This is a genomic window from Ferranicluibacter rubi (assembly GCF_011603255.1).
Classification (GTDB): domain Bacteria; phylum Pseudomonadota; class Alphaproteobacteria; order Rhizobiales; family Rhizobiaceae; genus Ferranicluibacter; species Ferranicluibacter rubi.
Genome location: NZ_JAANCM010000007.1, coordinates 241,778 through 266,241, shown reverse-complemented (window position 1 = coordinate 266,241; position 24,464 = coordinate 241,778). Strand labels below are relative to the sequence as shown.

20 protein-coding genes and 4 pseudogenes are annotated in these 24,464 nt (G+C 60.8%); 13 read left to right on the top strand and 11 right to left on the bottom strand.

The annotated features are described in order from the left end of the window. Window positions 1–17 precede the first annotated feature (17 nt). Genes G8E10_RS15640 through G8E10_RS15630 form a run of 3 tightly spaced genes read left to right on the top strand, consistent with a single transcriptional unit; the run spans window position 18 to window position 2,489 of the window. On the top strand, window positions 18–884 hold the full coding sequence (locus tag G8E10_RS15640) for an ABC transporter permease (RefSeq protein WP_425530849.1): 867 nt from the start codon (window positions 18–20) through the stop codon (window positions 882–884). After that, entirely contained in the window at window positions 874–1,716 is an 843-nt protein-coding gene (locus G8E10_RS15635) for an ABC transporter ATP-binding protein (RefSeq protein WP_132665282.1), read from the top strand. The genes G8E10_RS15640 and G8E10_RS15635 overlap by 11 nt, the downstream gene beginning before the upstream one ends. Continuing rightward, window positions 1,713–2,489, top strand: a complete 777-nt coding sequence (locus G8E10_RS15630) for an ABC transporter ATP-binding protein (RefSeq protein ID WP_167129966.1) — start codon at window positions 1,713–1,715, stop codon at window positions 2,487–2,489. Before G8E10_RS15635 ends, G8E10_RS15630 begins: the two co-directional genes overlap by 4 nt. A 214-nt stretch (window positions 2,490–2,703) precedes the next feature. Here the strand turns inward: G8E10_RS15630 and G8E10_RS15625 are convergent. Next, a pseudogene (locus G8E10_RS15625) lies at window positions 2,704–3,278 on the bottom strand (DUF924 family protein). Beyond that, a pseudogene (locus G8E10_RS15620) lies at window positions 3,278–4,363 on the bottom strand (cation:proton antiporter domain-containing protein); the annotation flags it as partial. The pseudogenes G8E10_RS15625 and G8E10_RS15620, both read right to left, overlap by 1 nt. An 8-nt stretch (window positions 4,364–4,371) precedes the next feature. Between G8E10_RS15620 and G8E10_RS15615 the strand changes: the two are divergent. Together G8E10_RS15615 and G8E10_RS15610 are read left to right on the top strand one after the other, a co-directional pair. Next, window positions 4,372–4,800, top strand: a pseudogene (locus G8E10_RS15615) (methyl-accepting chemotaxis protein); the annotation flags it as partial. 84 nt (window positions 4,801–4,884) lie between these two features. Further along, window positions 4,885–5,154 (top strand): helix-turn-helix domain-containing protein, encoded by a 270-nt coding sequence (locus G8E10_RS15610; RefSeq protein ID WP_245508101.1) that lies wholly within the window; start codon window positions 4,885–4,887, stop codon window positions 5,152–5,154. A 304-nt stretch (window positions 5,155–5,458) separates the two neighbouring features. Here the strand turns inward: G8E10_RS15610 and G8E10_RS15605 are convergent, their stop codons facing one another. Next, window positions 5,459–6,271 (bottom strand): ABC transporter ATP-binding protein, encoded by an 813-nt coding sequence (locus tag G8E10_RS15605; protein ID WP_422038805.1) that lies wholly within the window; start codon window positions 6,269–6,271, stop codon window positions 5,459–5,461. Between the two features lie 233 nt (window positions 6,272–6,504). Between G8E10_RS15605 and G8E10_RS15600 the strand changes: the two genes are divergently transcribed. The 6 genes from G8E10_RS15600 (at window position 6,505) to fhuF (ending at window position 14,252) form a co-directional block, all read left to right on the top strand. Further along, window positions 6,505–7,017: an RNA polymerase sigma factor gene (locus G8E10_RS15600; RefSeq protein WP_132665280.1), complete on the top strand. Its 513-nt coding sequence runs from the start codon at window positions 6,505–6,507 to the stop codon at window positions 7,015–7,017. An 86-nt stretch (window positions 7,018–7,103) separates the two neighbouring features. Further along, entirely contained in the window at window positions 7,104–8,087 is a 984-nt protein-coding gene (locus G8E10_RS15595; RefSeq protein WP_110802673.1) for a FecR family protein, read from the top strand. A 157-nt stretch (window positions 8,088–8,244) separates the two neighbouring features. Next, entirely contained in the window at window positions 8,245–10,647 is a 2,403-nt protein-coding gene (locus G8E10_RS15590; protein WP_165917063.1) for a TonB-dependent siderophore receptor, read from the top strand. Window positions 10,648–10,652: 5 nt separating this feature from the next. Further along, window positions 10,653–11,546 (top strand): ABC transporter substrate-binding protein, encoded by an 894-nt coding sequence (locus tag G8E10_RS15585; protein ID WP_110802671.1) that lies wholly within the window; start codon window positions 10,653–10,655, stop codon window positions 11,544–11,546. A 31-nt stretch (window positions 11,547–11,577) separates the two neighbouring features. After that, entirely contained in the window at window positions 11,578–13,524 is a 1,947-nt protein-coding gene (fhuB, locus tag G8E10_RS15580; protein WP_167129965.1) for a Fe(3+)-hydroxamate ABC transporter permease FhuB, read from the top strand. After that, the gene (fhuF, locus tag G8E10_RS15575; RefSeq protein ID WP_132449425.1) at window positions 13,521–14,252 is read left to right on the top strand and encodes a siderophore-iron reductase FhuF; all 732 of its coding nucleotides are present in this window, start codon (window positions 13,521–13,523) and stop codon (window positions 14,250–14,252) included. The genes fhuB and fhuF overlap by 4 nt, the downstream gene beginning before the upstream one ends. Before the next feature lie 246 nt (window positions 14,253–14,498). Here the strand turns inward: fhuF and G8E10_RS15570 are convergent, their stop codons facing one another. The 6 genes from G8E10_RS15570 to G8E10_RS15545 all read right to left on the bottom strand — a co-directional run bounded on the left by G8E10_RS15570 (window position 14,499) and on the right by G8E10_RS15545 (window position 20,646). Next, a complete protein-coding gene (locus tag G8E10_RS15570; RefSeq protein ID WP_281517606.1) occupies window positions 14,499–14,999 on the bottom strand; it encodes a hypothetical protein in 501 nt (166 codons plus the stop codon). 53 nt (window positions 15,000–15,052) lie between these two features. Next, entirely contained in the window at window positions 15,053–16,216 is a 1,164-nt protein-coding gene (locus G8E10_RS15565) for an ABC transporter ATP-binding protein (RefSeq protein ID WP_110802668.1), read from the bottom strand. A 71-nt stretch (window positions 16,217–16,287) separates the two neighbouring features. Next, on the bottom strand, window positions 16,288–17,313 hold the full coding sequence (locus G8E10_RS15560) for a Gfo/Idh/MocA family protein (RefSeq protein WP_110802667.1): 1,026 nt from the start codon (window positions 17,311–17,313) through the stop codon (window positions 16,288–16,290). Window positions 17,314–17,341: 28 nt separating this feature from the next. After that, window positions 17,342–18,175, bottom strand: coding sequence for a carbohydrate ABC transporter permease (locus G8E10_RS15555; RefSeq protein WP_132449427.1), 834 nt, complete (start codon window positions 18,173–18,175; stop codon window positions 17,342–17,344). A gap of 1 nt (window position 18,176) precedes the next feature. Next, window positions 18,177–19,070 (bottom strand): carbohydrate ABC transporter permease, encoded by an 894-nt coding sequence (locus tag G8E10_RS15550; protein WP_343289814.1) that lies wholly within the window; start codon window positions 19,068–19,070, stop codon window positions 18,177–18,179. 112 nt (window positions 19,071–19,182) lie between these two features. Then, complete coding sequence (locus G8E10_RS15545) at window positions 19,183–20,646, bottom strand: ABC transporter substrate-binding protein (RefSeq protein WP_167129964.1); 1,464 nt, start codon at window positions 20,644–20,646, stop codon at window positions 19,183–19,185. A gap of 298 nt (window positions 20,647–20,944) precedes the next feature. Between G8E10_RS15545 and G8E10_RS15540 the strand changes: the two genes are divergently transcribed. Further along, on the top strand, window positions 20,945–22,222 hold the full coding sequence (locus tag G8E10_RS15540; RefSeq protein WP_425530848.1) for an ROK family protein: 1,278 nt from the start codon (window positions 20,945–20,947) through the stop codon (window positions 22,220–22,222). A gap of 168 nt (window positions 22,223–22,390) precedes the next feature. Here G8E10_RS15540 and G8E10_RS15535 read toward each other — a convergent pair whose 3' ends face one another. Then, window positions 22,391–23,302, bottom strand: a complete 912-nt coding sequence (locus G8E10_RS15535; protein ID WP_167129963.1) for an HNH endonuclease — start codon at window positions 23,300–23,302, stop codon at window positions 22,391–22,393. Between the two features lie 143 nt (window positions 23,303–23,445). On the opposite strand from G8E10_RS15535, the pseudogene G8E10_RS15530 reads away from it, so the two are divergent. After that, window positions 23,446–24,042 (top strand): annotated as a pseudogene (locus G8E10_RS15530) (site-specific integrase); the annotation flags it as partial. Here the strand turns inward: G8E10_RS15530 and G8E10_RS15525 are convergent. Then, complete coding sequence (locus tag G8E10_RS15525) at window positions 24,023–24,454, bottom strand: RidA family protein (protein WP_167129962.1); 432 nt, start codon at window positions 24,452–24,454, stop codon at window positions 24,023–24,025. The pseudogene G8E10_RS15530 and the gene G8E10_RS15525 sit on opposite strands and share 20 nt — an antisense overlap. Window positions 24,455–24,464 lie beyond the last annotated feature (10 nt).

Below are 24,464 nucleotides of genomic sequence, written 5' to 3'. Positions count from 1 at the left end.
CCCCCGCCCCCGCCCCTGTGGCGCAGGGTGCAGTCAGCCGCTTTGCCGGTAGCCTGCGGAGCTTCGTCGTCAAGCTGGCCGACGAGCCTCTGGGCATGTTCGGTTTCGCGGTTCTCCTCGTCCTTGTCATCGTTGCCATTCTCGCGCCATGGATCGCGCCCTACAGTGCCACGTCGCAAGATCTCACCCAGGCGCTCCAGCCGCCGAGTTTCGCCCACTGGGCGGGAACCGACGAGTTCGGCCGGGATATTCTCTCCCGCCTGATCTACGGCACGCGGATCACCATCCAGACCGTGCTCGCCGTGTCGCTGATCATCGGGCCCGTCGGCCTTCTGATCGGCATCGTCGCCGGCTTCGTCGGCGGACGCACGGACGCGATCCTCATGCGCGCGACCGATGTCGTCCTGAGCTTCCCCTCGCTCATTCTGGCGCTGGCCTTCGCCGCAGCGCTCGGCGCCGGCCTCAACACGGCCATCATCGCGATATCGCTCACCGGCTGGCCGCCGATCGCGCGTCTGGCACGGGCCGAAACGTTGATCGTGCGCAACACGGACTATGTGGCGGCGGCAAGGCTCTACGGCGCATCGCGCACGCGCCTGCTGTTGCTCTACATCGCGCCAATGTGCATTCCCTCCGTCGTCGTGCGGCTGACTCTCAGCATGGCCGGCATCATCCTCACGGCCGCCGCGCTCGGCTTCCTCGGGCTCGGCGCGCAGCCGCCGGCACCCGAATGGGGCGCGATGATTTCCAACGGGCGCAAGTTCATGCTGGACAACTGGTGGGTCGCGGTCATGCCGGGCCTTGCCATCCTGATCACCAGCCTCGCCTTCAATCTCGTGGGCGACACCCTGCGCGACATACTGGATCCCCGCCATGCTCGTTGACCAGCCCATTCTCCAGATCCGGGATCTTTCGGTTCGCTTCGGGCGGGCGAAGATCCCGGCCGTCAACGGCGTCAGCCTGACGGTGGGCGCCGAGCGGGTCGGCATTGTCGGCGAGTCCGGTTCGGGCAAATCGACGCTCGGCCGCGCGGTCATGCGCCTTCTGCCGCCCGCAGCCCGGATCGAGGCCGCGACCATGGATTTCGAAGGCGCGCCGCTTTTGACGCGCAGCGAGAAGGCGATGCGCGGCCTGCGAGGCAATCGCATGGCGCTGATCATGCAGGACCCGCGCTATTCGCTCAATCCGGTCCTCACCGTCGGCAAGCAGGTGGCCGAAGCCGCAACGCTGCATCAGAAGATCAGCCGGAAAGATGCCTACGCGCTTGCCGCCGATATGCTCGGCCGCGTCCGCATCGCCGATATCGAGCGGACGATGGCGCTCTACCCGCACCAGATCTCCGGCGGCATGGGTCAGCGCGTCATGATCGCGATGATGCTGCTCTCCAAACCACGTCTGGTCATCGCCGACGAACCGACATCGGCCCTCGACGTCAGCGTGCGCGGCGATGTGCTGCGGCTTCTCGACGAACTGGTCCGGGAGAACGCCTCAGCCCTCCTGCTCATCAGCCACGATATCCGCATGGTCGCCGCGTTCTGCGAGCGGGTGCTGGTGATGTATCAGGGACGCGTCGTGGAAACGCTGACGAAGCTCGAAGACGCCGCGCATCCCTATACGCGCGGGCTGATCGCCGCCATGCCCGATCCGAAACGTCCCGTTTCCCGATTGCAGGTACTCGACCGTCGGGCCATCAACGAAGCCGGAAGCGCGCTATGATCGATGTCGAAAATCTCTCCGTCTCCTTCGGGCAGGGCGCTGCCCGGTCTCAGGTCGTCAAGTCGGTGTCGTTCTCCGTGCGCAAGGGTGAGACGCTCGGGATCGTGGGCGAGTCCGGTTGCGGAAAATCGACCGTCCTGCGCTCGCTTGCGGGACTCGACCGCCACTGGGAGGGATCGATCCGCCTGGCCGGCGAAGCCATCGATCCTGACCGCCGGCGCGAGCAGCTTCTGCTCGCACAAATGGTCTTCCAGGATCCCTATGGCTCCATCCATCCGCGCCATCGCATCCAGCGGGTTCTGGCCGAGCCGATCAGAGCCATGGACAAGGGCCCGGGATGGGATCGCGTCGGTCCGGCGCTCCGCCAGGTCGGCCTGCCCGAGACGTTTGCGGAGCGCTTTCCGCACGAACTATCCGGCGGCCAGCGCCAGCGCGTCGCTATCGCCCGCGCCCTGATGCTCGAGCCGGAGATCCTGCTTCTCGACGAGCCAACGTCGGCCCTCGACGTCTCCGTCCAAGCCGAGGTGCTCAACCTCCTCTGCGATCTGCGCGACGAGCGCAATCTCACCTATGTCCTCGTCAGCCATGATCTCTCCGTCATCGCCCATATGTGCGACCGCGTCCTTGTCATGCAGCGCGGCATCTTCGTGGACGAGGTGACAAAGGAAGACCTGCAGCGCGGCGTCACGCATCATGCCTATTCGCAGATGCTCTTCGAGGAAGCCGTCAATGGCCTGAGAACGGTGAACGACGTGGCGCCCGTCCTGAATTAGAGGCGGCGCCGAAGCGTTCTGCCGAACGGCCCGTCGGGGCCATCCGGCATTATGACAAGCCGATCGCCTACCGGTTGTTCGTCTTTCGCCACTCGGCAAACAGCGTGAGAGCTCTCTAATATCGCCTTGAATGGCCGGCCAAGCTTCATTCCGAGTGGTCAGCCACGGTTCAGCACCAGCTCCTCCGCGCGGCATACGTGATGATGACAAGCCCTTACCCCTGGAAACCGCCTCTCGCGAGATAGGCACTCTCCTCCGCCGTCGTGATCCGGCCGAGCCCCGGATTACGGTGTGGGAAGCGTCCGAAGCGGCGAATAATATCGCGGTGGCCTTCGGCGTGCGCCAGCCAGGGCTGTCCTAGCCCGGCGTTGAGCCGCACGGATAGCTCCTGATCGGCCATATCCTCCGAATGGGCGAAAGGCAGACAGAAGAACAGCCGCAACTCCGGCTTGACGCGCGCCATATGCCGCGCGTCCAACGCCAGCCGGGCATAGTGACGGGCGAGCGGGTCGGTGGCGAACATATGCGCCGTGCCGCGAAAGGCGTTGCGCGGGAACTGGTCTGTAAGGATCAGCAGGGCGAGCGCCCATCCGCGGTCGCCATCCAGTTGTCGCAGCGCCTTGCCGCTACCTCCCCATGGAATTCCAGGAAGCGGTCACGGAAATCGCGATCGAAGCTCACGTCCTTTTCGAACCAGCGGTCTCGCCCGCCCGCCTCCAGCCAGAAGCCCGTGACGGCCGAGATCCGGTCCTCGCCTTCGCAGGGCGTTCTGTTGCGCCGGGCGATCATCAAGCTGAGCTTGGGTCCGCGGGGGCATCCCTGCGCGGTGTGTTGCCATGGATCAGGTCGCGACCGGCGTAGATGCCATCGGTAGTCTCAAGGGCGAAGCGCTCGCTATCGCGTCGACGAACGTCCTCCATCACGCGCCCACGTTCGTCCTCATCCATATCCATCAGTTCAAGCGCCTTCCGGCCGAGAGCCAGCGCAGATTCGAATGTCTCGCGGATCTGATATTCCACGCCGGCATGGATCAGTTCGATGGCATGCTCGCGGTCGAACGAGCGCGTTAGCACCGGCACCAGCGGGAACTCCGCCTTGACCAGCTCGGCGATCTTCAGGCTCGCCTCGCGGTCATTGACCGCGATAATGACGAGGCCGGCGTCATGGGCGCCGGCGGCATGAAGGATGTCGAGGCGCGCTCCGTCGCCAGAATAGACCTTGAACCCGAAATCCTGCGCATCGCGGATGGCGTCCGTATCGGTCTCGATGATGGAGATCGAGCAACCATTCGCCAGCAGAGGCTGGCTAACGATCTGACCGAAGCGGCCGAAGCCGATCAGCAACACGCTGGCCGACAAATTCTCCGCCGCCTCGACCCCTTCGATCGATGGTGCGGGCTTGGGCATCAACCGGTCGTGCAGGATGATCATGAGCGGAGTGCGCGTCATCGAGACGATGATGGTCGCCGTCAGGATGGCGTTTGCTTCACTGTCGATGATGCCGACCGATGCGGCCGCAGCGTAGAGCACGAAGGCGAACTCGCCACCCTGTGCCATCAGCACGGCGCGCTCGATCGCCTCGCGGATTCCGGCCCGGAACAGGCGGGCGACCACATAGAATCCGATGGTCTTCAGCGCCATGTAGGCGATGACGGCGAGTGCGATCAGCCGCCAGTTGGCGGCGATGACCGCAAGATCGAGCGACATGCCGAATCCCAAGAAAAACAGCCCGAGCAGGATGCCGCGAAATGGCTCGACATCGGCTTCGAGCTGGTGACGGAAAGAGGATTCAGACAGGAGCACGCCGGCGAGGAAGGCGCCCATCGCCATCGACAAGCCGCCGAGCTGCATCGCAAGCTCCGCACCCAACACGACGCAGCCGCCGTTGTCATGAGGCCGGCAGGGGTTTTGCAGTGGTTGCCCAGGAAGTTCGGGAACTCGCGCAGCGCTCTGCCAAAGCGGCCAAGGAGATCAAAACTTTGATCGGCAATTCCGAAGTTGCCGTCGGCGAAGATGTTAAACTGGTCAATGATACGGGTGAAGACCTTACGGCGATTGCAGGGCTGGTTCAATCCATCCACCTGCAAATGGATACGATCTCCACTGCAGCACAGGAGCAGTCGCTCGGGATCGGGGAAGTGAATACGGCAGTAAATCATATGAATCAGGCGACGCAGCAAAATGCGGCGATGGTCGAGGAGATGAGCGCGGCAGGTGTGGGCCTTGCGCAGGAGAGCGGTAAGCTGACGGATCGGCTCGGCGAGTTTCGGACGGCCGACGATCGCAAGCACGCTCAGCGAGAAGATCACTAAGGCGATTCCAGATCGAGGCGCGCCTCATGAGCTAGGCTGCGGGTGCTTCGGACCAGAGTTGACGCAGTGAATACGACATCCCTCTTGGACGGTCGCATTCCGCTCGCCTCCCTGATGCAAGTGCTCGCTATAGCCGAATGTCTGAACTTTCGCCATGCCGCTAACAGGCTCGGCATCAGCCAGTCCAGCGTCAGCACTCGTATCAAGACGCTGGAAGAAGACCTCGGTATTTTACTGTTCGAGAGGCGACATCGTGGTGTGCGCCTGACCGACGGCGGACGCGGGCCGGAGCGCCTCGTGATCGCCGGCTTTTCGCCATGTCGTTCCTGTTCTGTGCGCTCACGACCTGAATGAGACGCCGTGAGCGGATTTGAACGGTTGGTTCCATCAAATGGTAGAGATAATGGCGGAAACGGGTTGGCTCGCGTTGCATATCTGGCAAGGCAGACAGATAAGCCCATCGCAACCGCGCCACACAGCTCTGACGAAAAAAAGCTGTCCTCGGTGTGACGATCGCCGGTATTATGGTGCGCTAGTATTGGAGACGCCTGCGCAGAACAGCCAAGAGGCATTCCGACATTGCGGGAGCGAACAAGGTTTGAACCGTGAAAGCCAACATTCCTCCTTGCTCAGTGCTTCGCCAATTTTGCCGCACTCCTCATAAGGCGTAGGCGAGTGGGTTTGACTGGTGGGTGACGGAGATAACGCCCATGTTGATCCCGTAAATCGTGTGAAGCGTAGGCGGTACCATGATCTCCTCGGGCGTTCCGGTGGCGACGACACGGCCGCCTTTTAGCGCGTGGATTCGGTCGCAGAAGCGCGCAGCCATGTTGATGTCGTGAAGGACGATGACGACGCTTCGCCCGCTTTCCCGTGCCAGCCTTCGAACGAGTGAAAGCACCTCGAGCTGGTGCGCGATATCAAGCGCTGCTGTCGGCTCGTCGAGCAGTAGACACCGAGCATCCTGTGCGATCAGCATGGCGATCCATGCACGCTGCCGCTCACCGCCGGAAAGCGTATCCACGATGCGTTCAGCAAAATCCTCGATGTGCGTCGACGCAATGGACGTCTCGACCTTCTGTCTGTCGACGTCGGAGAACCGGCCCAGAGCGCCATGCCATGGATACCGTCCACAACCGACGAGTTCCCTCACCGTCATTCCCGATCCGGTACCGAGATCCTGTGGGAGATAGGCAACCGACCTTGCAAATTCACGACTGTCGTATCCTGCGAGATCCCGATCCCCGTAACTGACCCTTCCCTGTGTTGCAGCCTGCTGCCGAGCCAGAATTTTGAGAAGACTGGATTTGCCGGATCCATTGTGCCCGACAAGGGCCACCACCTCTCCTGCCGGAAACGTCAAAGTGACGTCCGACAGGATCGCGTTCCCGTTGATCTCGAGACTGATCCCATTCACTGAAAAGGCGTTTGCTATTTCGCTCGTCTGTTGCCATTGCCGAACCAGAGCCACGTGACCTCCTCTAAAAGGAATTTGATGCCGGAAGCGCAATAGACGTCCTGTCTGCGCAGCAATCCTAGTCGATCGTGACCGGATGATGCAAGATTGCAACGTCCGAAAAAGAAGACGGTCGTACTCAAGTTAATGTCGCGCCGTCTCTGGAACACGCAATCCGTATGCTTTAGCAATCACCGTTATCAGCCAGTGTCTCCTGCTGGCAGCTAAAATGACCGGCGACTTAACCGATGACGATGAACATCGCCAGATTGTTGAACTCTTTCGTTCACCTGAAGCCTCAGTTGCTGGCCACCGCCCGTCGGCGTCGGGCCGATCACAGTCTTGCGGAGGATCTCCTTCAGGATGCATGGATCAAGCTCCAGACGGCCGTCCCGCAGCAGACCATCGAGAACCTTGCCGGCTACATCCACAGGACGGTTTCCAACACCACGGTCGATCACCTCCGAGGCGACAAACGCCGTCGTGATATCAACGCGGAGGTGCAGGGCATCCTGAGAGGTGAGGCCGAGGAGCGCTCGCCGGAACGCGCCGTAATGGCGCGCCAGACACTCGCTGCTGTTGCCGCGACGCTTGACGCAATGCCGGAACGCTCACGTCGGATATTCCTGTTAAGCCGTTTGGATGGTCTCACCCATAAACGGATAGCAGAACGCGAAGGCATCAGCGAAGAAGCCGTATACTATCATATCAGGCGGGTTCTCGAGAACCTTGCAGTCCTGCGCGGGGATATCGAAGCATGATCGACGCCGGCGGATCGACCTTTGCCGCTTCTGTGGTAAGACCTTGGCTCCTCAGACACATCTAGGAAGATCGTTCGGTATACGACATGAGCGACACCGACAAGAACATGGCCGGCCGTCATCGCGCCGCGACCGATGCGCGAGACTGGCTCGCGCGGCTGACGTCGGGTTCGCTGAGTGCCGCCGAACTCCAGCAGTTCAAGCACTGGCGAGACTGTCGCCCGGAACATCGCGCCGCCTTCGAAAAGGAGCGACTGTTCTGGATGGGACTCGATCGGCTGGACGAACAACTCAGCCACATAGCCAGTCCGAAAAGACCGCCTCTCACGCGGCGCGCCTTTGTCGGCGGCGGAAGTCTTGCTGTGGGCGCGCTGGCCAGTGTGGTCGCCGCCCCGCGCCTCAGCCTGTGGTGGAATGCGGACGTGGTCGTACCGGCTGGTAACCAGCGCGAACTCGCGTTTGCGGATGGCACAGTCGCAGCACTCAATACGGGCGGGGCAATCACGATCGATTTCAGGCCCGGTATGAGGCTTGTCCATCTTTTGCAGGGCGACGCTGAGTTCGTTGTTCCCCCGGCCGTGGATGGCAGTGCCTTCAGGGTCGCCTCGGGCGGCGGCAACACCGACATTCAGCACGGGCGCCTTCTCGTCAGCGCCCGTGAGGACCTGACTGCCGTCGCCGTCGTGGATGGAGATGCCTCCGTCTACAGCCCGGTCGCGGCGGATGAGATCGATGTCTCGGGACGTCCGTCCGTCAAAATCTCGCCCGCCGAGCAAACAACATATCGATTTGGCGAAATGCCGGATCAGCCGACGGTCGCGGATCTCGAAATGCTGCTCGCATGGCGACATGGAAGGATCATCTTGGAAGGCAAGCCATTTGCGGCGGCTATCGCCGAGATCGGACGCTACGTCCCGGAAGCAGTGATTCTACGGCCGGGCGTCGATCGCGACGCGCGCGTCAGCGGCATATTCTCCACGACGAAACCTCTGGCGGCACTGCAGTCGATTGCAAAGACCCAAGCCCTGTCCGTCCGCCGCATTCCCGGCATTGCAATCGTTCTCGCGTAAAATCGACAGACTTTCTTCGAAACCTGTTTAGGTAAATCCTTCTCTCATACGTCAAGATTTCGAACACGGTAGAATGCCGGTGTTTGCGAGATGACGTGTGCATAGGGGTGATCGAATGAGGAACACTGGAAATGGCAGGCCGCGGCAGGCAGGACAAATGAGGCTGTTGCCCGCGCTGATGGCAGGCGTGACGATTGGCTTTGCCGGGTTGGCGAACGCCGGGATGGGCAGTCCGGCACAGGCGCAAACCAACCAGACCCGGGCGTTTGACATCCAGGCATCATCGCTGTCGCGTGCCCTGCGCCAGTTTTCGCAGCAATCCGGCGTTCAGGTCGCCTACAGCACCGCGATCGCCTCCAGCGTCTCGGCCCCGGCCGTCAAGGGACCGCTGACGCCGGAAGATGCGCTGTCGGCGCTGCTTTCAGGCTCCGGCCTGCACTATAGTTTTACAGCCAGCGGTGCGGTCACCATTCTGGGTGCAGAGCCTGTAACGGGCTCCGTCAAGAACTCCGAAGCGACGGTGCTTGAGACGATCCACGTTGTTGGCAGGGGTGGCGCCTACGAGCCGGTAGAGGGTTACCGTGCCGAAAGCTCATCATCCGGCACGAAGAGCGATACCCCCATCATCGAAACACCGCAGTCGATCAGCGTGGTGACGGCGGACCAGATCGCCAACCAGCGCGCGACATCCCTCTCCGACACCTTGAGCTACACGCCAGGCGTCACGACCCAATCCGGCGGGTTCAGCCGCATGGTCGATGACTTCATGATCCGTGGCTTTAATACAGCAAGCGGCAATACCGGTACCTTGCGTGATGGCATGAAGTTCCAGTCGAACGTCTATGATGGTGGTCAGGAGCCTTACGGGCTTGAGCGTGTGGAGGTGCTGCGGGGCGCGTCCTCCGTCCTCTACGGACAGGTTGCACCCGGCGGAGTCGTCAACGCCATCTCCAAGCGTCCGACCGCCGAGCCCCTGCACGAGGTCAATCTCGAATACGGAACCGACAACAGGAAACAGATTTCTGCCGATTTTGGCGGGCCAATCGATGAGGAGGGCGTCCTGACCTACCGGCTGACCGGCCTTGCCCGGGATGCAGACAATTGGGTCGACAATACGCCCGATGACAAGAAATACATCGCTCCTGCCCTGACGTGGAAACCGGACGACGAAACAGCGCTGACGCTGCTTGGCAGCTACCAGCATGTGGATACCCGCTTCGCGCCGCCATACCTCCTGACGGACATCACGTCTGGCAAGATCTCCCGCAACACCTTTACCGGTATCGACGATTTCGACACCTACCAGTCCGACACCTACACGATTGGCGGCATTTTCGAGCACACGTTCGACAACGAAGTAAAGCTGCGGAGTTCTACCCGGTATTTCCACGCCGATATTCAGTGGAACTACATGATGCCGAACGTGACGCCCATCAGTGCATCGGGGATCATGACACGGCTGGCCTCCGAACGTGCGGAAACGTCCTATGGCATCACATCCGACAATTCGCTCGAATACACATTCGATGCGCTGGGTGCCGAACATACGGTTCTGGGCGGCCTCGACTTTTACCGCCGCTCCTATGACAGCCACCGCTATCGCGGCGCAAGCTACAGCACGCTCGACCTCAACACCGGTGTCAGCACCGGCAGCCCCAATGTGAATCATGCCGTTGATCGCGGATCCGACAGTCTCGGTGACCAGTACGGCATCTATCTGCAGGATCAGATCAAGTTCGATGATCACTGGGTTCTGCTTCTCGGCGGACGCCACGACTGGGCCGACAGCACCACGAAAAGCTATCAGACCGGTGTCGTCACGGATCAGCGGGACAATGCTTTCACCGGTCGTGCCGGGCTCGTCTATCTGTTCGACAACGGCGTCGCCCCCTACGTCAACGTCAGCCAGTCCTTCTTGCCGCAGGTCGGCTCGGATTATCTCACGGGTAGCGCGCTCAAGCCAAACGAAGGCCTGCAATACGAGGCGGGCGTTCGTTATCAACCTGTCGGTACCGATCTCCAGTTCAGCGCCGCCATCTATGACCTGAACCAAAAGAACGTGGTTTCCTATAGCTCGACGGGCAACGCATACCAGCTCGGCGAGGTCCAGTCGCGCGGCCTCGAACTGGAAGCCCGTGGCGAAGTTGGAAACTGGGGTCTCGTTGCGGGCTATACATTCACGGATGCGGAGATCACGCAAAGTGCAAAGACCGCCGAAGTGGGCGAACAGGTCGCCCTTGTCCCAAAGCATAGCTTCTCGCTCTGGGCGGATTATGGCCTCGATGATCTCGGGCTGGAAGGCGTTCGGGTCGGCGGCGGCATGCGGTTTATCGGCAAGAGAAACCTGACCGACAGCGCGATCGACAATGGCGGCTACGTCCTGTTCGACGCGCTGGCGACTGTCGATCTGGGCAAGTTCGACCCCAAGTTGGATGGGCTCGACCTGAAGGTCAACGCTCGCAACCTGTTCGACCGCGAATATGTCAGCTGCGCTGCCATCGATGGCTGCCGTTTCGGCGAACCGATGAGCGTTTCGGCAAGCCTTTCCTACAAGTGGTAGTCCGAATGCGGATCACCCGACGTGACATTCTGGGAGCGGCCCTCGCCGCTCCCACCGTCATGTTGTCGCGCCATTCGTCTTACGCGGAAATGAACACGGCACGGATGGTCAGCCTGGATCTGCTGATCACCGAACTCCTGCTCACACTAGGAGAAATACCGATCGCGGTGGCGAACATCCCGCTTTACCGCCGTCTGGTATCAAGCCCGATCCTTCCACAAGGCGTCATGGATCTCGGCCCTCTCAACGAACCCAATCTGGAATATCTGCAGCAGTTGGCACCGGGCCGCGTACTGGTGGCCGACTGGCAGGCGCCCAACCTCCAGTCATTGGCGCGGATCGCCCCGCTGATGCCGATCAAGGTCTTTGCCGGCAAAGCGCCGGCCCTGACACATTGCGAGACACTGCTGTCCGACCTAGGGAAGCTGACAGGTCGGGGAGCTCGGGCCGTCGAGGCGATTGCCGCAACACATGAAGCGATACGGACCGCGCGGTCGCGGCTGCGGACATTTTCACGGGCAATTTATATCTGCCGCTTCAGCCGCGACGGGCGCAACATCGCGCTGTTCGGCGGAAACGGCATGTTGGGTGACGTCGCGGGTCGGACCGGACTGCGCAACGCATTCTCCGGCCGCGTGAATGCGGCCGGTGTAACCAATGCGCCCCTGTCTCGCCTTGCAGACGAACCCGATGCGGTGATCGTCCATTTCGATCGCGGCGAGGAAACCGACGTGGCGCTCAAGCGCCTTGAGTCAAGTGCGCTCTGGCTTGCCCTGCCCGCAGTCCAGAAAGGCCACGTGATCCGGATGCCCGTCATCTATCCAAGCGGTGGCCTGCGCTCGGCCGAACGCTTCGCAGATCAACTCGGCGTACAATTGGCAGCGCTTGCCGATGGCTGAAACGATTTCTGGACCCACCGGAAGCCGCTCGATGCTTCTGCCTTGCATTCTGTTCGGGCTGGGGCTTCTCTTGTTCGTTGTCTACATCAGCGTGACGGGACAGGCCGGTGCCTCGCGTCTTTTCGAGGCGCCCGCCACTGAACTCAAAACCGTGCAGCTGCTCTATGGAACGTTGCCTCGCTTCGTCGTCGCGCTCGTAGCCGGTGCACTGCTCGGACTGTCGACCACGCTTATGCAGCAGGGTCTGGGAAATCCGCTCGCGGAGCCTGGTACGATTGGTCTCCTTTCCTCCAGTCGCCTCGCGGTCGCCTGCACCCTGATCTTCCTTCCCGGTTTTACAGGCAGCGTTGCCGTGCCGGTCCTTGGAGGATCGCTGCTCGCCCTCGTCATCGTGCTCGGCCTATCGATGCGATGGGGGCTTTCGCCGCTTTTCCTCATCCTCCACGGCCTCGTCTTCGCCATGCTCTGCGACGCCGTCACCTCGATGTTGATCCTCAGCCACTACGACGAGCTTGCGGACCTGCTGCTCTGGCAATCCGGATCGCTGGTGCAGGACAATTGGCAGGTCGCCCAAACCTTGACCGTCTGCCTCGTTGCGCTCACGGGCATCATCCTGCTCCTCAAGAAACCATTGACGCTGCTGGATCTCGATGACGCTGCTGTTGCGAGCCTCGGTCTCTCGCCGACTGCAGCGAGACTGGCAGCGGTCGGTCTTGCCGCCGTTGCCGCTGCGGTGGTGACCGCGCAGATCGGCCTGCTCGCGTTCGTTGGGCTGGCCGGCGCGGCGCTCGCCAGACTTTGTGGTGCACGCCGCTTTACGCACCGCATGGCCCTCTCCGGGTTTCTCTCCGCTGCATTGCTTTTGCTGACGGATCAATCGGTTCAACTGGCAGAAGGACTGATGGCCATTCCGGCAGGCACGATCACGGCGCTTTTTGCTGCGCCCGTCTTGTTGATCCTGCTGCATTCCGGCCGTACGGGAGCGAAGAAGGGGCGGGTGCTCAATGTGAATGTGCCGGCTCGTATTCGTGCCACGCCGGGCATGTTGTTCGGCGTGTTCGTGGTGCTGATGATAACCGTTATTCTGAGCCTGACGGTGGGACGCACACCGGACGGGTTCACATGGACCACGGCCAACACGTTTTTCGAACTGCTTCCGTGGCGCTGGCCGCGTGCCGCGGGAGCGCTCAGCGCAGGCGGGATGATCGCGCTCTCGGGGTATCTCATGCAACGCATGACCGGCAATCCGCTGGCGAGCCCGGAACTGATCGGCGTGTCCTCGGGCGCAACGCTCGTCATGCTGCCGGTGATCGCCCTGCTGCCGCCGCTCGGCCGGACGCAGACCATGGTGATCGCCGCTACCGGCGCCTTGCTGTTCCTTGTCCTGGCTTTGCGGCTTGCGCGCAGATCGAACTATGCACCTGAAAAGCTGCTGCTGACCGGGTTAGCCATCACCGCGCTCAGTGGCTCGCTTCTGTCTGCCGCCATCTACTTCGGGGATGTCAGAGTGACACGCCTGATCGGTTGGTTATCCGGGTCGACCTATGCCGTGAGTTCGCGGGAGGCCCTGACATCCTTGGCTGTGCTCCTGGCGGTCCTGGCCGTCCTGCCCCTGACACGGCGCTGGCTCAGCATGCTGCCACTCGGAGAAGCCGTTGCGACGTCTGTTGGCATCGAGATCAAACGCGCCCGTTTCGTCTTGATCGTCCTCGTCGCTGTTCTAACGGGCACTGCCACCGTTATCATCGGTCCGGTTACCTTTGTCGGCTTGGTCGTTCCACACCTTGTCAGGTTGATGGGTGTTCGGCGCCCGCTGGCACAGGCCGCCGGGTCTATGCTCGCCGGCGCTGCGTTGATGACCGCATCCGACTGGATCGGCCGCATCATCGCGTTTCCCTGGGAAGTCCCCGCAGGGCTGGTCGCCAGCGTCGTCGGTGCTCTGTTCTATGGCTTGACGGCCCGGCGAGGCCGCCGATGATCGCCGAGCTCGCGCACCTGTTCAAGGGGCCGTTTGCCGCGTTGGGCGAGGCGTTCTTCGTCAATCCCGCGCCGCAACTGCCGCTAAAGACGTTCTTCGCCTCGCAGGCGCTGCGTGACATGTTGGATTGCTTCTCGCAGCGCTGGCCCGAACCCGACCCCCGCGCCGTCGCGACACAATGGTCGAAGACCTATTTCTCGGTACTCCTGCCCGGCACGCTCCTACCTTCCCTGCTCCTCGATTGGCAACTCCCGCTTTCCGTCGAGACCGTCGGGCTGCACCTTTCCCCGGACGGCGCCGTCCGTGGTTTCGATCTGTCATCATCGGGAGGCCTCCGAAGGCCGACAGGAGAGACATTAGGCCGTTTCGAATTTCTCGTGGAAGGACACCTGCGCCCTGTTATCGATGCCATGGCCTCCGTTTTGCCCTTGTCCCGGAAAGTCCTGTGGAGCAACGCTGGAAATGTTTTTGAGAACGTTCTCTGCCGAGCGGCAGACCTGCTTGGCAAGGATCATCCCGCGCTGTGTGAGGCGAACGCTATCCTGGCAAATCGTCTCTTACCTGACGGAAAGCCCAATCCCCTATTCGAGCCCGTCCGCTACATTGTCGAAGCAGAAGCGGCCGTGCGCCAGCGCCGGATTTGCTGCCTGAGATATTTCACACCTGAACTCGGCTACTGCAAATCATGTCCGAAATTGAATCTCAGCAAAGATAACGAAACGAGATGATATAGCCGCCTGTTGGAGAACGCCAGCCCGCCTAAAGGTATAGCGACAAGGCCCATGATACAGCTTACGCCTTGACGGAATTCGAACCTGTGACACACCAAAGAATTGCGGCTCGGCAACACCTCCGCCGACCTGAACTCTGCACCAAGAGATTTAGGCCAATTGAATGAGTGTGTGGAAATTTGCGCGATCAGTTGGGTGATGCAGAGTTCGCTACGTTTTAGAAGCGGCGGCGCTCATGGCAAACTACGCGTAACTTTGTTCAGAGACAGAATCAAACGCCATGAAGCCCATGAACCCGGTGATCATCCAGCTCTGTTCGCTTCTCGCGCAGAAGAACACTGACTGCCAATTCAGCTTTTGGACACCGCCCCCGTGAAGCGCGATGCCGTCGTCGAACGTCTTGCGCGCAATGGCCGTGTCTCCCTGCACGGTCACGTCGCGCATAGTGGTCGCACGATAGAGTGCGCTTCGCCGGTCTTCAGCATAGGCTGTCTCCGCGGCGCGCTTGGCATCGGCAAGCCACGCCGTCCGATAGGAATCAACTGTGGGAAATCGTAGCCACCAGTCTTTCGGATTAAGCGAACCTTCGGCATCGAGGCCGCAGAAGCCATCCCTCCGGAAGAAGCCGCCAAAGATCGTCCAGTCCTGTGCAACGAAGCCTTCGATGTCCTGGCGCACCAGCATTTCCCAGATAGAGTGCCGGTCAGGGTCGGTGGTTGAAAACGGGTTGGTTTCGTCGTTCATGGCAGCGTCCTGTCGGGGATGATATCAGTGTCGGTCAGGGTCGGATGCCCGGTCTATCGGATGGCAAGACCCGTTGCGGGATCGAACCAGTGGAGACTCTCAAGCTCGACCGTCAGCGGAAGGCGTTCGCGCGGGCGCGGCGTTTTTGCCGGTGGAATGCGCGCGACGAGCCGGTTCTTGCCCTTGCTGCTCGATGTCCCCGCTTCATCGGTATCATTGACATCGACCGGTGGCGACGCGATGTCGAAGAAGACGAACGTATCCGCCCCGAGCGCTTCGGCAACCGGAACGGCCTCGTTGAAGATCGCCTCCTCCGGCGTGCAGACCCGGAACATTTCCGGCCGGATCCCCATGATCACCTGGCGTCCTGCGAAGTTCAACAAGGCAGTGTTCAAGGGCACGGTGATCTGCGTGCCCGTTCCGATCACCGTCGCCGTCAGCCCGGCGCCGCTGCTCGACAGATCGACGCGTACGAAGTTCATGGCCGGCGAGCCGATGAAGCCGGCGACGAAGAGGTTCGCCGGACGGTCGTAGAGCATCTGCGGCGTGTCGATCTGCTGCAGATTGCTTTCAGTCGCGTCACTCACGGGCTTAAGCACGGCGACGCGGTCGCCCATGGTCATCGCTTCGACCTGGTCGTGCGTCACATAGAGGGTGGTGACCCCCAGCCGCTCGTTGAGGAGCTTCAACTCGCCGCGCATTTGGACACGGAGTTTCGCGTCGAGGTTGGACAGAGGCTCGTCCATGAGGAAAGCTAAGGGATGGCGGACGATGGCGCGACCCATCGCAACGCGTTGCCGCTGCCCGCCAGAAAGCGCCCCCGGCTTGCGCTGCAGGTAGCGGGTGAGGTCTAGCATTTCAGCTGCTTCACGCACCAGCCGTTCAATCTCCGCCTTCGGCATCTTTCGCTGCTGCAAGCCGAACGCCATGTTTTCGTAGACCGTCATGTGCGGATAGAGGGCGTAGTTCTGGAATATCATCGCGATATCGCGATCCTGCGGCTCGACATGGCTAACGTCGCGGTCGTCCATGATCAGGCGGCCGCTGTTGAGCATCTCGAGGCCCGCGGCCATCCGCAGCAGCGTTGATTTTCCGCAGCCGGAGGGACCGACGAGGACAACGAACTCGCCGTTCTCGATCGTAAAGCTCACATTGGAGACGGCGACCGTTCCATCCGGATATGTCTTTCCGACCCGGTCGAAGGCGAGCGATGCCATTGAGGTTACTCCTTGTGTGTCGGGGTAGGACCGTGCCCCGCCGAAGATCGAGGCAGCGGTCCAGAAAAGGATCAGGCGATGTCGACGGCCTTGCCGCTGGCTGCGGACGCTTCGATCGCGGCGAGAACCTTGGTGTTGGCCAGGCCGTCCATTGCATCGGCGAGGAGCGGCGCATCGCGCACGACAGCATCGACGAAGCGGCCAATGGATTCAAGAACGAAGCCGCCGATGCGGGTCTCGCCGGTCGGCGTCATGCCGATATAGTCTGAATAGCGCAGGCCGCCCTCAACCATCCGGCGCAAGCCCCCGTTATGGGTAGGATCGGCCTGGATCTGGCCTTTATCACCGACCAGTTCCAGCTTGAAATCGACGAGCGACGGGTTGTCGGGTGACAGGATCCAGCTGTTCTCCATGGTGACGACCGCGCCGCCGGCAAATTCAAGAATGCAGAGGTGAAAATCGCGCGTATCGACGCCGCCAGCCTTCAACACACCGTCGCGCGTAACAGCATAGACCCTGACGACCTCGTCATTGAGGATGAAGCGCAGGACGTCCACAAGATGGCTGCCAAGGAACCAGAGGGCGGAGGATTTCGCGGCCCAGCTCAGCATCTCGAACGGCACGAAGGTTGTGTTCGACAGGCGCGCCATGCCATGCCGCGGCACGCCGATCTCGCCCGATTGCACCATGGTGCGAACCTGCGCCAGGATCGGGTTCACCCGGTTGTGAAAATCGATCATCAGCTTGCCTCTGGAGGCTGCCGCCGCCTCGACGATCTTCTCGGCTTCGCGCACGGTGGTCGCGAGCGGCTTTTCGCTCAGCACATGCTTGTTTGCCTTTAGCGCCGCCAGGATGATCGGCGTATGCGTGAAATCGGGGGTCGCAACGGAGACGGCATCGATATCGTCGCGTGAGACGAGGGCCTCGTAGTCCGTCAGGGCAAAGGCGGCGCCGGAGCTTTCCTTCATCTTCTGCGCCCGGCCTTCGTCGATATCGCAGACGGCGACGAGTTCCGTCTCGGGCAGCACGTTGAAGGTGTGGGCATGGTTGGTGCCCCAAAGGCCGGCGCCGATGACGCCCATTCTCAGTTTGGTCATGTCAGGTCTACTCCAAAATGGTGGCCGATTAGCCCTTCACCGAACCAAAGGTGAGGCCTCGAACCACGTAGCGGTCGAAAACGAGGAAGATGATCATCGGAGGGATCATCGCGACCACTGCGGCCGCGGCGATGTAGTTCCAGGTGACTCCGCTGGTGGCGAAGTAGCCGAGGGTGCCTACGGGAAGTGTGGCAGTGGATCGCGCGCTGAGCACGAGGGGAAAGGCCGCATTGTTCCAGGCAAACACGAAAGCGAACATGGAGGTAACGATGATGCCAGGGCGCACGATCGGTAGCGTGATGCGCCACATGATCGTGTACCAGCGGGCACCGTCCATTCGGGCCGCCTCTTCGAGTTCGGCCGGCACCTCGTCGATGAAGCTCTTCATCAACCAGACCGAGAAGGGAATTGTCATGGTCTGCAGCACGAGCACCATGGAGAGGTAGGAGCCGGTAAGGCCGATGCGGTTCATCAGCACGAAATACGGGATAAGGAAGGCGATCGGCGGCGCCATCAGCAGGCCGAGATACCAGAGCATGATGTTCTTCTTGCCACGCAGCTTGAACCGCGACAAAGCATAGGCTGCGGGGATCGAGAACGGCAGGTTGAGGAGCACGGCGCCGATGGCCACGACCAGGCTGTTGACGAGCTGAGGCGCGTTCGTGCCGGGATCGACCAGGATGTGACGGAAGGCGTTCAGCGTCGGTGTGAACGTGAATTGGGGCGGCATGGCGAAGGCCGTTTCAGGCGGGCGCAGGGCCAGCGCAATGAACCAAAGTATCGGCCCGATGAACACCGCGAGGAACAGGAGGCCCGCCGCATAGGTCAGGATCGTGTAGAGGCTACTCTTTGCTGAGGGCATGTCACCACTCCTCGTTTCGGAAGGCGAAGAAGACGTAGAGGGCGACGATGATGTTGACGATGAGAACGGTGATCCACGTCATGGCGCTCACAAGGCCGATGTTGAAGTTGATCAGACCCTGCTCATAGAGCGAGTAGCCGAGCGTGCGGGTGGAAGTGCCTGGGCCGCCGCGCGTCAGCACGAGCACCGTGTCGAAGGTGTTGAAGAGCTGCATGAACCGGAGCATGACGATGATGATGGCCGTGCGCTTGATCAGCGGCAGCTTGATCCGCATTAGGATGGTCCAGGCCGAGGCCCGGTCGAGCCGTGCCGCCTCGATGATCTCCTCCGGCACCGAGAGAAGGCTGGCATAGAGAACGATCGCAAAGAAGGGCGTCCACTGCCAGATGTCGGCGAAGAGGACGGCGGCGAGCGCCGTGGACGGTGAGCCGAGAAGACCGACCGCGGGAATTGGAATGCCGATGGACGTCAGCACCCAGGTTAGAAGGCCACCGCCGGGGTCGTAGAGATAGCGGAATAAAAAGCCCACGACGATGGGAGCGATCGTCGTGGGCAGAATGAGCAATGCCCGCACGACATTCATGCCTGGCAGTGCTCGAAGCAAGATCAGCGCGATCGATAGGCCGAGCGCGAATTCGAGCGCCGTTCCCACGAAGGAGAGCAACAGTGTATTGGTGAGAGCCGCCTGAAAGTCGAAGGCGTTCAGGGCCTGCACGTAGTTGTCAAAGCCGACGAAGGCCTGCGGCTCGGGCCCGATCTGCAGGTTCCAGAAATAAAAGCTGGAACGAAGCGCAAATAGCAGCGGATAGGCGATCAGCACCAGCAGCATGATGACCGAAGGCGCGATCAGCAGGTAGGGCAGGTTTCTGCGAACGAAGCTTCGCCGTCCGGTCATAGTAGCGACCGGCGTGTGGGCCGTTATCGTCGTCATCTCAACGTCCTGTGTCAGGGTTCCCGATGCCCCTGCCCGCTTCAAGGGAAGCAGACAGAGGCGGCACGCACAGGCGTCAGCTGTTGGCCAGCTTGCCGATCAGGGCCTTAGCGCCGTCGAGCGTGTCGTCATAGCTCTCCTTCTGGTAGGGGATCATGAAGTTTCCCTTGAGGATGCTGGCAAAAAGGCTGTTGGCGCGCTCGAGCGCGGGAGCCGGGGCTTCCGACCCAGTGAGAAGCTGGTTCAGCGTCAGGCCGAATACGCTTTCGAGTGCGGTGTAACCGGGAACGGGTGGTCGCGTGACCTTGCCATTGCCCTGCTTCATCATGCGGTACTGCACGTCGAGATAAGGATAGACCGCCTTCAGGTCCTTGTCCTCGTAAAGCGAGGCGCGCCCGAAGTCGGAGAACTGGTAGTTGAGGTCGGGCCAGAGCCCCATCTTCTTCTGGGTCGCCTTGGAGGTCGCCCATTTGATGAAAGCATAGCCTGCCGCCTGCTTGGCGGAACTGGCGGGAACGCCTAGGCTCCAACCGCCGACGCTGATGGTCTGCGCTATTCCTTCGGCCTTGGGAAGCGCCGCGGTCGCATAGACGTCCATCACCGAGGACTTGCTGCCCGTCATGTAGCCCGAATTCTTGATCAGGTAGAAATACGGCGTCCACCAGTAGAACATGCCGATGTCGCCCTTGGCGAACCGCGTACCGGCATCGAACCAGACGTAGTTGATGGCTTCGGGCGGCGACAGCCGGTAGAGCTCGCGATAGACCTCGATCGACTTTTCCCAGGCCGGGCCGGAAAGCATCGGCTCGAAATCCCATGGCTGGGCAGGAAAGGACTTGAACCAGGAGGCGCCGTGACTCGCTGAGATCTGGGTGAACATATGAACGATCGGTGACGGCTGCGAACCGCAGACGACGGTCGGGAATACCGGTACGTCCTTGAACGTCTTGCCTTCGAGCTTTTTGAGCGTGTCGATATAGGCGGTCCAGGTCCAGGCATCCGACGTCTCCGTAGGGGGCGCGACGACACCCAATGCCTCGAACATGTCCTTTCGGTACATCACACCCTGCGCGTAGGCCGCGACTGGCAGCGTCGCGATTTGCCCACGCCACATGTTGGACGAATAGAGGACCTCAGGGATGAAGTCGGCGAGATCGATATCGGGATCCTTGGCGATGTGATCGTTCAGGGAGACGATCCAGCCATTGTCAAGGTACTGTCCGAGCCACATCTGGTCGACGGCGATGACATCAGCATCCGAGGTGTTGGCCACGAAGGCGGAGACCAGGCGCGCCTGGAGCGCATCGTAGGACAGACTTTCTAGCTCGACCTTGATGCCCGTTTCCTTTTCGAAGTCAGGCAGCATCGCCTTCAGCGAGAAGAAGAAGGGATCTTCCACCGAGAGCACACGAACGTTGGTGATGTCCTGCGCCTGCGCCCGTGAGGCAGCGAGTGCGCCCAGCACGCCGGAGCAAACGGCTGCCGAAGAAACGCCCTTGAGCAAGTTCCGACGCGATAAGGCAATCATATCCTTCTGCATGTCTCTCTCCACAGTTTGCTTTGGCGCGATACGTCATCCTGCGTGTTTCCTGCACGCTGGTCGTCTACGCCGTTGTTCCCGTTTATCTGCCTGCGCTTCTCCGAGGCAGTATGTTTGTACGTCGCACAAACTTATGGTAGATGTCAATCGTGACGTTGTTGACCGAGAGTTTTTGTGAGCAGGATTGCATGAAGCGGCCGACGACAAACCAAAACCATTCCCGCAAACGGCTCTCATGATAATACGACGAAGATGGCACGCCGCCTTGGGCCCGTACCGATTGAACAGGAAAGATGCCGTGGCTTCTGATCTCCAAAGCAGGAATAGTCTGAACGGCTTGCGGTCGGCGAGACCGGAGATCGCGAGGCCCGAGGCGGATTCCGAAGGAACCACGCCAACGGCCATGATGCTCGTTTCTCCGTCCGATATCGGCGCCATCAATCGCGGCAGGATTCTTCAGGCGCTCTACGACAACGGGCCGACGAGCCGGGCCGATCTCGCGCGTTTGGCCGGCGTCAACAGAACGACGGTGACCGGCATCGTACAGCCAATGATCGAGGAGAAACTTCTTGTTGAAGGCAAGGCCACGCGTTCGGCCGTCCAGGGAGGGAAACCAGCGCGCCCTCTGTTCTTCAACCGCGATGCTCCGATGCTCGCCGCCGTTCTGTTGCTTCCGGGCAGGATACAGACCTGCCTCGTCACCTTAACGGGGGAGATTTCCGCGCTCGAGAAGGCGCCCTTCGATGTGAACGGCGAGGTCGAGGATTTCAGCCGCATTCTGACGGAAACCCTGGCACGATCGCTCGATCAGGCGACCCAGCCCCCTTTCGGCATCGGGATCGCGGCCGGCGGCATGATCGACAGCGACAAGGGCGTCATTGTGACCGTCAGTCTGGCGCCCGTCCTGACCGGCCTGCCGATCACCAATATCCTCAGCGCGCATTTTGGGTTGCCGGTCGTCATCGATCACCATCCCCGCGCTCTCCTAGTCGGAGACCGATGGTTCGGGCCGGGACGCGGCCAACAGAACTTCGCGGCCATTTACACCGGCGAAGTTCTGGGCGGCGCATATTACATCAACGGTCAGGTTTATAGGGGGCTTGCCGGTTCCGGTGGCGAACTCGGCCACACCGTCGTCCAGCTCGATGGCCGTGCATGCAACTGTGGGAAGCAAGGCTGCTGGGAGACGATCGCCACCCTTTCATGGCTGAGACGAGAGGCGGAACGAGTGGGTCTCGATGACCCCGGGACAGTAACGAGCGCGCGTCTGGTTGAAGATGCCGAAAGTGGGTCATCGCGCGCCGAAGAGATCCTCGATCGCTACGCCCGCAACATCGCAGTCGGCATCGCCAATCTGCAGCAAACCTTGTCTCTCAACTTCTACATCCTGCATGGCGACGCTGCCACAGGAGGCGCGCGCCTGTCTGGATCGATCGAGCGCCATGTGCGCAGCTTCGTGCTGGCACGCCCCAACCAGGACATTACCATCGTCAGCAACGGGCTCGGCGAAGGCCACACAGCGTTGCGTGGGGCGGCTGGGCTTGTTGTCTCCGAGCATTTGAAGCTCAAGATTTAAGAAGGTCGCCGTTCTTGCCAAGAATATGAAGTTTAGCAGCCGGAATGCTGTGGATCCGTTCCGCCCTGATGGATGTCCAACCGGTGGCCTACCATTAAGCGAAAGGGTCTAGCTTCAAGACGATCCAACTCGATCCGACGCCTTGAAAGGATATAAACCACCGGCATGCTAATGTTTAAATGTATTCTCACGATGCCATTGTAGAAATTGGGGATGCGGGCGCTCGTGAATACCTGCTGGCACGATCGCCCTTCGGGTCTGGTTGATGAGACCCTGGATACTGTCGCGATCGTTTGCATAGCGTGAGACTAGAACCTCAAGTTCGTCCGACAAGCCGATAAGACCGCGATCAAACATCCAATGGGCTGTTCCGGACAAGGCAATGCCGTTCGACAAGATGTCTGGACCATTCGCGTCGACCGGGCGGATGTGGGCGGCGTCTACCTCGGCCCGGCCGCCGCCGTTGATCAGCTTTAAGCCGGTTATCGCACACCGCTTGTTGTAGGCTTGCAATATCAAACGACGAAACAGGCGATCACGAACGATGCGTGAAGAGAGTTGCGTGACCCGCGCCCTCTCCTGTTCGAACATGAAAGGAGCTTGGGCACTGTCCGAGAAGCCACTCGGCCCTGACGTCTCAGTCGCCTCACCGAACCGCGGCAACTCGGGTTGATCTTCCGCCAGCCCCATCGACAGAATGCGATTGAAATCCACTGGCGAGATCGGCCGAACTGCGGCCTGCGCCCGTCCCGAAATCCGGCCCACTTCGTTGAGCACTCCGCTCTCGATCACGCCGTCAGGCCCGCTGAAGGGGACGGCGTTGACGAAATCAAGGTAGCTGCCCGGTTCGATCAAAGCCAAGTACATTCCGGGCGCTTTCGGATCTGCAATAACTCGCGCGACCTTGGCCACGGCGAAATATCCGCGGGTCGCCGCCACCTTTCGGGGTTCATAATAGATGATCCAGTCTCCGACACAGGATTGGACACGGCCGAGATACTGGCTCGGAAACTGATATCGCTTAGCCGGGCTGTCGTCATAGATCGAATCCGTGCGGTGAATGAAAACTCCGAATCCCATAACCGATCTGTACCATGGTGACCGCAATTCAAACCAGGGTGATAGGTCATTATGCATGCCCTCAAGCGCGTCGTACCTAGGCGCGTTATTTGCCCTTTAATGTCGACCAGGCGTTGGCTCATCTCGCCAGTCTTGCGGATCGCGCCCCGGGTTACGTCAAGGCGGCGAGTTCGCCGAACTCTGTGTCCACAATCGAACGCCGCCTTTCCTCACTCTCTTGGAACTATGCCCAGCGCGACCTCACCCTTGATCGAAAGGACCGACATATTGCCACGGTGATGGCAGGTATTCGAGACAGCCGCGCCCGCCCACCTGTGCAAAAGGAAGCGGTATTGACCAAAGATATCATCGCCATAATCGAGACACTCGATCGCGGCTCTCTGCGTGGCCTGCACGACCGCGCCATGCTCCTGATCGGATTCGCCGGCGGCCCACGCCGCTCGGAGATCGTCGGCCTCGATCTAAAAACAGATCCGACCGAAGATGGGCGCGGCTGGATCGAAATCCTCGACAAGGGAATTCTGGTTACCTTGCGCGGTAAAACTGTATGGCGAGAGATCGAGGTGGGTCGCGGCTCATCCGACACCACCTGTCCGGTCGCCGCGATAATGACGTGGATCAAGTTCGCCAAGCTGCAAAGGGCACCCGCTGTATTAAAAACGCTGACCGGGTGTTCGCGAGTATTCAACACGACGCGATGTCGGTGCGTCGGTCGAGCGCTTAATCCAGCAGAGCTACGGCCTCAACCTCGAAAAGCATGGGGTCGATTGCGAGCCTTGGCACTGGAATCAATGTCTGTGCCGGGAACTTATCGCCGAACACCCGGATCACGTTCTCGGTCAGCACACCCAGCTTCGACATGTCGTGATCAACCACGAAAACTGTCAGTTTCACGACCTGATCCAGGCGAGCGCCAAGCGCGTCGATTACGGCGGCAAGGTTTGCGTAAGCCTGTTCCACCTGTGTTGCAAAATCCGGAGAAAGAGCGCCAGTCCGGTCTTGCCCGCCTTGCCCGGAGATGAATGCCAGCCGACCGGATGCAGGGGTGATGACAGCTGTACTGTAGCCACTCGGCGTCGGGTCGTGCAGATGGGAAGGGTTGATGATAACCGGCGTTGCGCTTGCGACGGGTGTCTGGTTTTGGAGTGTCATGTTTAATCTC